Genomic DNA, 8000 nt, shown 5'->3' on the forward strand with positions numbered 1-8000 from the left:
GCCCGCAGGCGCCCGGCCGGCCCCTCCGCCACGATCAGGCAGAGCGCAGCGCCGAGCGCCAGGAGCACCGGCACCGCGTAGGTCGGCGCGTCGCCCTCGAAGCATGCCGCCGCCAGGATCAGCGTGCCGGCGACGATGGCCAGTAGCGCGCGCCGCGGCGTCGTCCGGCTCATGCCGATCCATTCGGCGGCGCCGACGATCCCGGCGGCGAGCCAGATCACGGCGAAGGCCCAGCCGCCGACCACCAGGGCCGCCACGACGATCGCCGCCAGCACGAGCCCGGAGACCACGCGCAGGCCGAACTCACGGTTCGCGAACGGGTTCTTCCGCGCGCCCACCGCCCTGTCGTCGGCGGCCATCACCGCGCCCTCGAACCGTCGGTCCGCGCGGATGCAAGGCGCGCAGAGTGCTTCCCGTCCACGCGTCCCCTCTCCGTCACGTCGCCGGCCCCGGGGCAGCCGGCCCGGTCTAGCGTTTCCTCACAGGTCGGCGCAGGCACCGTCACGCCCCCTCCCCTCGGGAGCGGGGCCGAGGCCGCCTCACACCTGCATGATTTCCTTTTCCTTGGACGCCAGCACCCCGTCGACCTCGGCGATGTGCTGGTCGGTGACCTTCTGCACTTCCGTGGCCTGGCGCTTCTCGTCGTCCTCGGAGATGGCGCTGTCCTTGAGCAGCTTCTTGAGGTGGTCGAGCCCGTCGCGGCGCACGTGGCGGACCGCGACGCGGGCCTCCTCGGTGTACTTGTGCGCGACCTTGACCATCTCCTTGCGGCGCTGCTCGTTCATCTCGGGGATGCGCAGGCGGATGGTCTGGCCTTCCGTCTGCGGATTGAGACCGAGATCGGATTCGCGGATCGCCTTCTCGACGGCCGTGACCATGCCGCGGTCCCACACCGAGATCGACAGCAGGCGCGGCTCGGGCACGCTCACGGTGGCGACCTGCGCCATCGGCATCGATGCGCCGTAGGCGTCGACCTGGATCGGGTCGAGGATGCTCGGCGTCGCGCGGCCGGTGCGCAGCGAGCCGAGATCCTTGGAGAGCGCCGTGACCGCGCCCTGCATGCGGCGCTTGATGTCGGCGAGGTCGAAGTCCGGTGTAGCCATTGTCTCAGAGTTCCCGAAACGTCTTCACTGTTCGTCGGTCGAGCCGGCCCGCCGGGCCAGAGCGCGTCGGCGCCTCAATGAACGAAATCCCGTGAGGCCGCAAACCGCAACGCCCCTCGGGGACGCCAGCCGTCCTCAAGGCACGACCAGGGTCGAGGCCGCATGCCCGGTGAGGATCGCAGTGATCGAGGAGGGCGGGTGCACCGAGCCGACCACGATCGACAGCCGGCTCTCGCGGGCGAGCGCGAAGGCGGCGGTGTCCATGATCTTGAGGTCGCGGGCGATCGCCTCGTCGTGGGTGATGCGGTCGTAGCGGGTCGCCTCCGGATGGGTCTTCGGGTCGGCCGAGTAGACGCCGTCGACCTGCGTCGCCTTCAGGACCGCGTCGCAGCGGAGCTCGGCCGCGCGCAGCACGGCGGCGGTGTCGGTGGTGAAGAACGGGTTGCCGGTGCCGCCGGCGAGCACGACCACCTGGCCCTTGTCGAGGTGGTGCAGGGCCGGCTGGCGCGCGTAGGTCTCGCAGATCGTCGGCATCGAGACCGCCGACATCGTCCGCGCGGGGACGCCGGCCGCGTTGAGCGCGGTCTCGAGCGCGAGCGAGTTCATCACCGTGGCCATCATGCCGAGCGAGTCGCCGGTGGCCCTGTCGATGAACCCGGCCTGCGAGATCCGCGCGCCGCGGATCATGTTGCCGCCGCCGACCACCAGCGCGACCTCGATCCCGGCCTCGATGGCGCGGGCGATGTCCTCGGCGAGGCCCGCCAGCGTCGGCGGATGGAGCCAGTACCCGTCGGGGGCGGCCAGCGCCTCGCCCGAGAGTTTCACCAGCACCCGGCGAAACGGCGTCGTCTCCGGCATCGTCCACCTCATAGGGTCCGGCGACACGGCCGAACCTGATCCAGAACCGAGGGGCTTCTACGTCAGGCCGCCCGGGACCGTCGAGGCCCCGGAGACCGCTCTCCGCGGACCGTTTCGGAAAAATCGGCTGCCGGCCTCGGATGTCGCCTTGTTGAAGGTACGGGATTTCCGTATCATTCGTGGGATGAGCGAGCCGTTCGATCCCGGCAAGGATGCGATCAACCGCGAACGGCACGGCCTGTCGCTCGCGTTCGGCGACAAGATCATGGCGGACGAGGCCCACCCGATCATTCCCTCCGTCCGGCCGCGGGACGGCGAGGAACGTTTCAAGGCCATTGGTCTGGTCGAGGGCAAACTCCACGCGGCCGTGTTCACCTGGCGAAACGGGTGGCCACGGTTCATCTCTGTGAGGCGAAGCAATGCCGGTGAAGGACGAGCCTACGATTCTGGCCTCTGAGACCAGCGACCCGGAGGATTTCGATGTCCCCGCGACGGCTTTGGATCGGGCGCAGAAGGCCCGGCTGATCCGGATGGCGCGCACGACGCTGGGCCTTTCGCAAGCCGCGTTCGCCCTCAGGTTCCGTGTCCCGCTCGGAACCCTGCGCGATTGGGAACAGGCTCGGACCACGCCTCCCGATTTCGCGGTCGCCTACGTTCGCGTCATCGCCCGGCATCCGGACATGGTCGCCGCGGCCGTCGCTTGAGCGAGACGCCGGCGGCTTCGTCGGGTGCCGGAACGCGAAGAGCCCCGGCCTTGCGGCCGAGGCTCCTCGGAAGAACCTATCATGTCGCTCAGCGCGACATGACTCAGCGCAACTTGGCTCAGCGCGACATGGCGGCGACTTCGGAGGCGAAGTCGGGGCCCTCTTCCTTCTCGATGCCGTCGCCGAGCGCGTAGCGCACGAAGCCGGTGAGCGCGACCGGGGCGCCGGCCTTGCCGGCGGCCTCCTTGATCACCTGGGTGATCGTCTTCGAGCCGTCGTGCACGAAGGGCTGCTCCAGGAGGGTGACCTCCTTGTAGTAGCTCTTCAGGCCGCTCTCGACGATCTTCGCCATCACGTGGTCGGGCTTGCCGGCGTTCTTCTCGCGCAGGATGTTCGACTCGCGCTCCAACGTGGCGGCGTCGACGCCGGAGGCGTCGAGCGCCACCGGGTTGGTGGCGGCGACGTGCATCGCGATCTGGCGGCCGAGCGTCGACAGGTATTCGACGTCGCCCTCCGACTCGAGCGCGACCAGCACGCCGATCTTGCCGAGGCCTTCGGAGATCTGGCCGTGGACGTAGCTCGCGATCACGCCCTTGGTCACGTCGAGCTTGGCGACGCGGCGCAGGTTCATGTTCTCGCCGATGGTGGCGATGAGGTTCTGCAGCTTCTCCGAGACGGTCTCGCTGCCGCCGGGGAAGTGCGCGGCCTGGAGGCTGTCCAGGGTGCCGTCGGAATCGAGCGCCATCTTGGCGGCTTCGCGGGCGAAGGCCTGGAAGGCGTCGTTGCGGGCGACGAAGTCGGTCTCGGAATTCACCTCGACGATGGCGGCGTGGTGTCCGGAGGACTCCACGGCGACGAGGCCCTCGGCGGCGACGCGGCCGGCCTTCTTGGCGGCCTTGGCGAGGCCCTTGGTGCGGAGCCAGTCGACGGCGGCCTCGAGGTCGCCCTGCGTCTCGTTAAGCGCGCCCTTGCAGTCCATCATGCCCGCGCCGGTCTTCTCGCGGAGTTCCTTCACCATCGCGGCGGTGATGTTGGCCATGGCCGGTCCTTTCGTCATCTCAGATGAGAGGAGCCCGACGTCCAGGGGTGAACGCCGGGCCCGAATGTGGTGGTGCGGATCATGGCGCCCCGGATGGGGCCGCCGCGATCCCGGCGGGCGATCAGGCGGCGGCCTGGGCCTCGACGAAGCCGCGGGCCTGGGCGACCCAGCCGTCGCGGCCGAAGCGGTCGTTGAGCTTCAGGTCGGCGTCGACCTTGGCGACGTCTTCCGGGCTCATCGCGGCGATCTGCCAGTAGTGGTAGATGCCGGCGTCGTTGAGCTTCTGTACGATCTGCGGGCCGGCGCCGTGGAGCTTGGACAGGTCGTCCGGCGCGCCGCGGGGGGCGGCGAGCAGCTCGAAATGCTCGGTCGACTCGGCGAGCATCGCGACGTCGGCCGGATCGAGGGCCCCCGACTCCACCGAGACGGCGGCGGCCTCGTCCGACGGAAGCTCCTCGGCCATCGGCTCCTCGGAGGCGCCGAGGTCGACGCCCGACGAGCCCTGGCCGCGCGAGATGCCGTCGATGGCGGCGCGGGCGATCAGGTCGCAGTAGAGCGCGATGGCGCGGCCGGCGTCGTCGTTGGCCGGGACGACGTAGGTGATGCCGTCCGGGTTGCAGTTGGTGTCGACGATCGCGGCCACCGGGATCCCGAGGCGCTGGGCCTCCTTGATCGCGAGCTGCTCCTTGTTGGTGTCGATCACGAACAGCAGGTCGGGCACGCCGCCCATGTCCTTGATGCCGCCGAGCGCCTTCTCGAGCTTGTCCTTCTCACGGGACAGCATCAGGCGCTCCTTCTTGGTGAGGCCCGGGCCGCCGGTGTCGAGGGTCTCGTCGACCTTGCGCAGGCGCGAGATCGAGCCGGAGATGGTCTTCCAGTTGGTCAGCATGCCGCCGAGCCAGCGGGAGTTGACGTAGTACTGGGCCGAACGCTTGGCGGCCTCGGCGATCGTGTCGGCCGCCTGGCGCTTGGTGCCGACGAACAGCACGCGGCCGCCCTTGGCGACGGTGTCGCTCACCGCCTGCAGCGCGGTGTGCAGCGCCGGCACCGTCTGGGCGAGGTCGATGATGTGGATGTTGTTGCGGGTGCCGAAGATGTAGGGCTGCATCTTCGGGTTCCAGCGGTGCGACTGGTGCCCGAAATGGGCGCCGGCCTCGAGGAGCTGGCGCATGGTGAAATCGACGGCCATGAGTCTTTCGCTTTCTTTCCGGTTTATGCCGCCGCGGAGGTAGCGACCGGCCGACGGATCGGCCGATCACCGGAAACGCCCCATTCAGGCATGGGGCCGGCTCCGCGTGTGGAATGGGCGGGGCCTTAGCAGAGGTTGGCCGCCAGGGCAACGGTATCGCCGGGGCGCCGGAAACCCCAGGCAGCGGACCCGAGGCCGGGATCAGGCGGCGGAAAAGACGTTCGCCACGTCCGCCGCGTCCATCACCCGATACGCCCCCGCCGGCAGGTCCGCCGGCAGGGCGAGGCCGCCGATCCGGTCGCGATGGAGCGCGGTGACGTGGTTGCCCATCGCCGCGAACATGCGGCGGACCTGATGATAGCGGCCCTCGTGCAGGGTCACGGTGGCATGCGTCGCGTCCTCGGCGGAGAAGCCCACCGGCAGGAGCGGCTTGTCGTCGTCCTCCAGCATCAGGGTGCCGGCGGCGAGGATCGCGTCCTCGTCGCCCTTCAGCGGGCGGTCGAGCGTCACGCGGTAGCGCTTGGCCACGTTGGCCTTGGGCGCGATGATCCGATGCAGCAGCCCACCGTCGTCGGTGAGCAGCAGCAGGCCCGAGGTCTCCTTGTCGAGGCGGCCGACGGTGGAGAGCGCCGGGTCGCGGCGGTGCCAGCGCTCGGGCAGGAGCCCGTAGACCAGCGGGCCGGCCTCCTTGTGCGAGCAGGTGACGCCGAGCGGCTTGTGCAGCATCAGCGCGAGGCCGGGGGGCGGGTCGATGCCCGCGCCGTCGACGGCCAGACGCGTGGGCAGGTCCGGCGTCACGGCGATGCGGGCTCCCGCGTCGGCGAGGGCCGCGCCGTCCAGAACGATGCGTCCGGCCCGCGCCAGGCCGGCGATCTCGCGGCGCGAGCCGTAGCCGAGGTTGGCCAGCAGCTTGTCGAGCCGGGCGGTCGGGGCCTTGGCGCTCATTTGCGCGCCTCGAACACCTTGTAGCCGTGGGCGGACGCCTTCACCGTCACGGCCTTGAAGGCCTCGGCGAGCACGCGCTCGTAGGGCAGGTGCGCGTTGGCCGTCAGCCACAGGCTGCCGCCGGGGCGCAAGGCCTCCGCGGCACGGCGGATGAAGACCTGCCCGAGCTTCTGGTCCTCGGCGCCGCCGTCGTGGAACGGCGGGTTGGTCACCACGAAGTCGAGGCGCGTCAGGCCGGGATCCGCCGCGCGGATGTCGGCCCAGCGGATGGTGCTGCGCGGGTCGCCGACGTTGCGGCGCGCCATCTCGACGGCGCGGCGGTCGATGTCGATCAGCGTGAGCGCGGTGACGGCGGGCGAGGCCAGCACCGCGCGCGCCAGGATGCCGAGGCCGCAGCCGAAATCGGCGCCGCCGCCCTTCAGCGCCGGCAGGGTCGCGAGCAGAAGCGCGCTGCCGGGATCGAGCCGGTCCCACGAGAAGATGCCGGGCTGCGTGCACAGGGAAAGGTTGTCGATGTGGCGCGGCGCCCCCTCCTCCAGCGCGGCGGCCAGCGGCAGGTCGCCCTCGGGCCGGACGACGCGGCAGATCCGGTGATGGCGACGGGCCTCCTCGGCGCTGGTGCAGCCGAGATCCGTCAGCTCGCGCGCCAGCCGCGCGCCGCCCCGATCCTTCGGGGCCATCGCCAGGAGCTCGCCGCCGGGCCGCAGCGCCCGCAGCGCCTGCGCCAGCACGAAGCGGCGTTCCACGGTGCCGGGCGGCGCCAGCATCCGAACCTGCGCGAGGCTCGCATCCGCGCAATCCTCCAGCCGGGCGGACCCGGGAACGAGGGGCGAGAGCTGGACGGCGTCCGGTGGAACCTCGGCGAGCTCGGCCGGCGGCAGGCCGTAGACGGCGTCGGAGATGGCGGTTTCGGGCATGGGTGACGGGAATTTCAGGACCGGGCCGCCGAAGCGGCCTTGGAGGATGGGGAAACGCCGCGCCTCGGGCGACCCCGCGCGAGCGGTTCGGGGGGGCGGCCGGATCGGCACGGGGAGCACGGCGCATCAACACGCGGTTTCGCGCGATTCGAGAAGCCGGAAACCGAAACGGATCAGCCGCGCGGGAATTCCAGGCCCATCTCGCGGTAGCGGGCCGGGTCGTCGGCCCAGTTCTCGCGCACCTTCACGTGCAGGAACAGGTGGACCGTGGTCTCGGCGACCTCGGCGATCTCGCGGCGGGCCGCCGTGCCGATCGCCTTGATGGTCTGGCCGTCCTTGCCGAGCACGATCGAGCGCTGGCTCTCGCGCTCGACGAAGATGGTCTGCTCGATCCGCACCGAGCCGTCCTTGCGCACCTGCCACTGGTCGGTCTCGACGGTGGAGCGGTAGGGCAGCTCCTCGTGCAGCCGATCGTAGAGCTTTTCGCGCGTGATCTCGGAGGCGAGCATGCGGATGGGGGCGTCCGAGACCTGGTCCTCCGGGTAGAGCCAGGGGCCGGAGGGCATCAGCTTGGCGAGCGCCTGCTTCAGCGTGGCGATGCCGTCGCCGTTCAGCGCCGAGATCATGAAGGTGTCGGCGAACGGGATGCGCTTGTTCAAGTCCTCGGCGAGCGCGAGCAGCTTCTCGCGCAGGATCAGGTCGATCTTGTTGAGGATCAGGATCTTGTGGCGGCGCACGTCCGGCAGGCGCGCCAGGATCGTCTCCAGCTCCTCGTCGATCCCCTTGCGCGCGTCGACCAGCAGGCAGACCGCGTCGGCGTCCGCCGCCCCGCTCCAGGCGGAGTGGACCATCGCCCGGTCGAGCCGGCGCTTGGGCTGGAAGATGCCGGGGGTGTCGACCAGCACCACCTGGGCCGAGCCCTCGATCAGGATGCCGCGCACCAGCGCCCGCGTGGTCTGGACCTTGCGCGAGACGATCGAGACCTTGGTGCCGACGAGGCTGTTCAGGAGCGTCGACTTGCCGGCGTTCGGCACGCCGATCAGTGCGACGAAGCCGGCCTTGGCATCGGCCGGGGTGCCCGGCAGCAGGCTCGGGGGGGCGCGCTCCGGCACCGCCTCGAATTCGTCCCGCGGGCCGTCCTCGCGTTCGTCGTGGGGCATCGCGCTCATGTCCGGTCCTCGCTCGGCCGCTCGCCGGCCCCCTGGCCGGCATCCAGCCCTGCCCCGTCTCCGCCCGGGCCGGCGC

The 8000-nt window shown here is 70.7% G+C and carries 10 protein-coding genes; 2 read left to right on the forward strand and 8 right to left on the reverse strand.

Annotated features, from left to right (window positions below):
* The 3 genes from FV223_RS14740 to pyrH form a co-directional block, all read right to left on the reverse strand.
* Positions 1 to 359 (reverse strand): phosphatidate cytidylyltransferase (locus tag FV223_RS14740; RefSeq protein ID WP_187276146.1); only part of this gene is annotated, 359 nt, incomplete at its 3' end.
* Positions 360 to 539: 180 nt separating this feature from the next.
* The gene (gene frr, locus FV223_RS14745) at positions 540 to 1103 is read right to left on the reverse strand and encodes a ribosome recycling factor (RefSeq protein WP_147727743.1); all 564 of its coding nucleotides are present in this window, start codon (positions 1101 to 1103) and stop codon (positions 540 to 542) included.
* A 135-nt stretch (positions 1104 to 1238) separates the two neighbouring features.
* On the reverse strand, positions 1239 to 1961 hold the full coding sequence (gene pyrH / locus FV223_RS14750; RefSeq protein WP_147727744.1) for a UMP kinase: 723 nt from the start codon (positions 1959 to 1961) through the stop codon (positions 1239 to 1241).
* A gap of 184 nt (positions 1962 to 2145) precedes the next feature.
* On the opposite strand from pyrH, the gene FV223_RS14755 reads away from it, so the two are divergent.
* Positions 2146 to 2418, forward strand: coding sequence for a BrnT family toxin (locus tag FV223_RS14755; RefSeq protein WP_147727751.1), 273 nt, complete (start codon positions 2146 to 2148; stop codon positions 2416 to 2418).
* Positions 2381 to 2665 carry a helix-turn-helix domain-containing protein gene (locus FV223_RS14760; protein ID WP_210246693.1) on the forward strand — a complete coding sequence of 95 codons (285 nt, stop codon included), beginning with the start codon at positions 2381 to 2383 and terminating at the stop codon, positions 2663 to 2665. Before FV223_RS14755 ends, FV223_RS14760 begins: the two co-directional genes overlap by 38 nt.
* 118 nt (positions 2666 to 2783) lie before the next feature.
* On the opposite strand, the gene tsf is transcribed toward FV223_RS14760, so the two are convergent.
* The 5 genes from tsf to era all read right to left on the reverse strand — a co-directional run bounded on the left by tsf (position 2784) and on the right by era (position 7924).
* Positions 2784 to 3704: a translation elongation factor Ts gene (gene tsf, locus FV223_RS14765; RefSeq protein ID WP_147727745.1), complete on the reverse strand. Its 921-nt coding sequence runs from the start codon at positions 3702 to 3704 to the stop codon at positions 2784 to 2786.
* Between the two features lie 121 nt (positions 3705 to 3825).
* A complete protein-coding gene (locus FV223_RS14770) occupies positions 3826 to 4893 on the reverse strand; it encodes a 30S ribosomal protein S2 (RefSeq protein WP_147727746.1) in 1068 nt (355 codons plus the stop codon).
* A 201-nt stretch (positions 4894 to 5094) separates the two neighbouring features.
* Positions 5095 to 5838: a pseudouridine synthase gene (locus FV223_RS14775; protein WP_147727747.1), complete on the reverse strand. Its 744-nt coding sequence runs from the start codon at positions 5836 to 5838 to the stop codon at positions 5095 to 5097.
* Entirely contained in the window at positions 5835 to 6755 is a 921-nt protein-coding gene (locus FV223_RS14780; protein ID WP_147727748.1) for a methyltransferase, read from the reverse strand. The genes FV223_RS14775 and FV223_RS14780 overlap by 4 nt, the downstream gene beginning before the upstream one ends.
* 173 nt (positions 6756 to 6928) lie before the next feature.
* Positions 6929 to 7924, reverse strand: coding sequence for a GTPase Era (gene era, locus FV223_RS14785; protein ID WP_147727749.1), 996 nt, complete (start codon positions 7922 to 7924; stop codon positions 6929 to 6931).
* Between the last annotated feature and the right edge of the window lie 76 nt (positions 7925 to 8000).

The organism is Methylobacterium sp. WL116, assembly GCF_008039455.1.
Classification (GTDB): domain Bacteria; phylum Pseudomonadota; class Alphaproteobacteria; order Rhizobiales; family Beijerinckiaceae; genus Methylobacterium.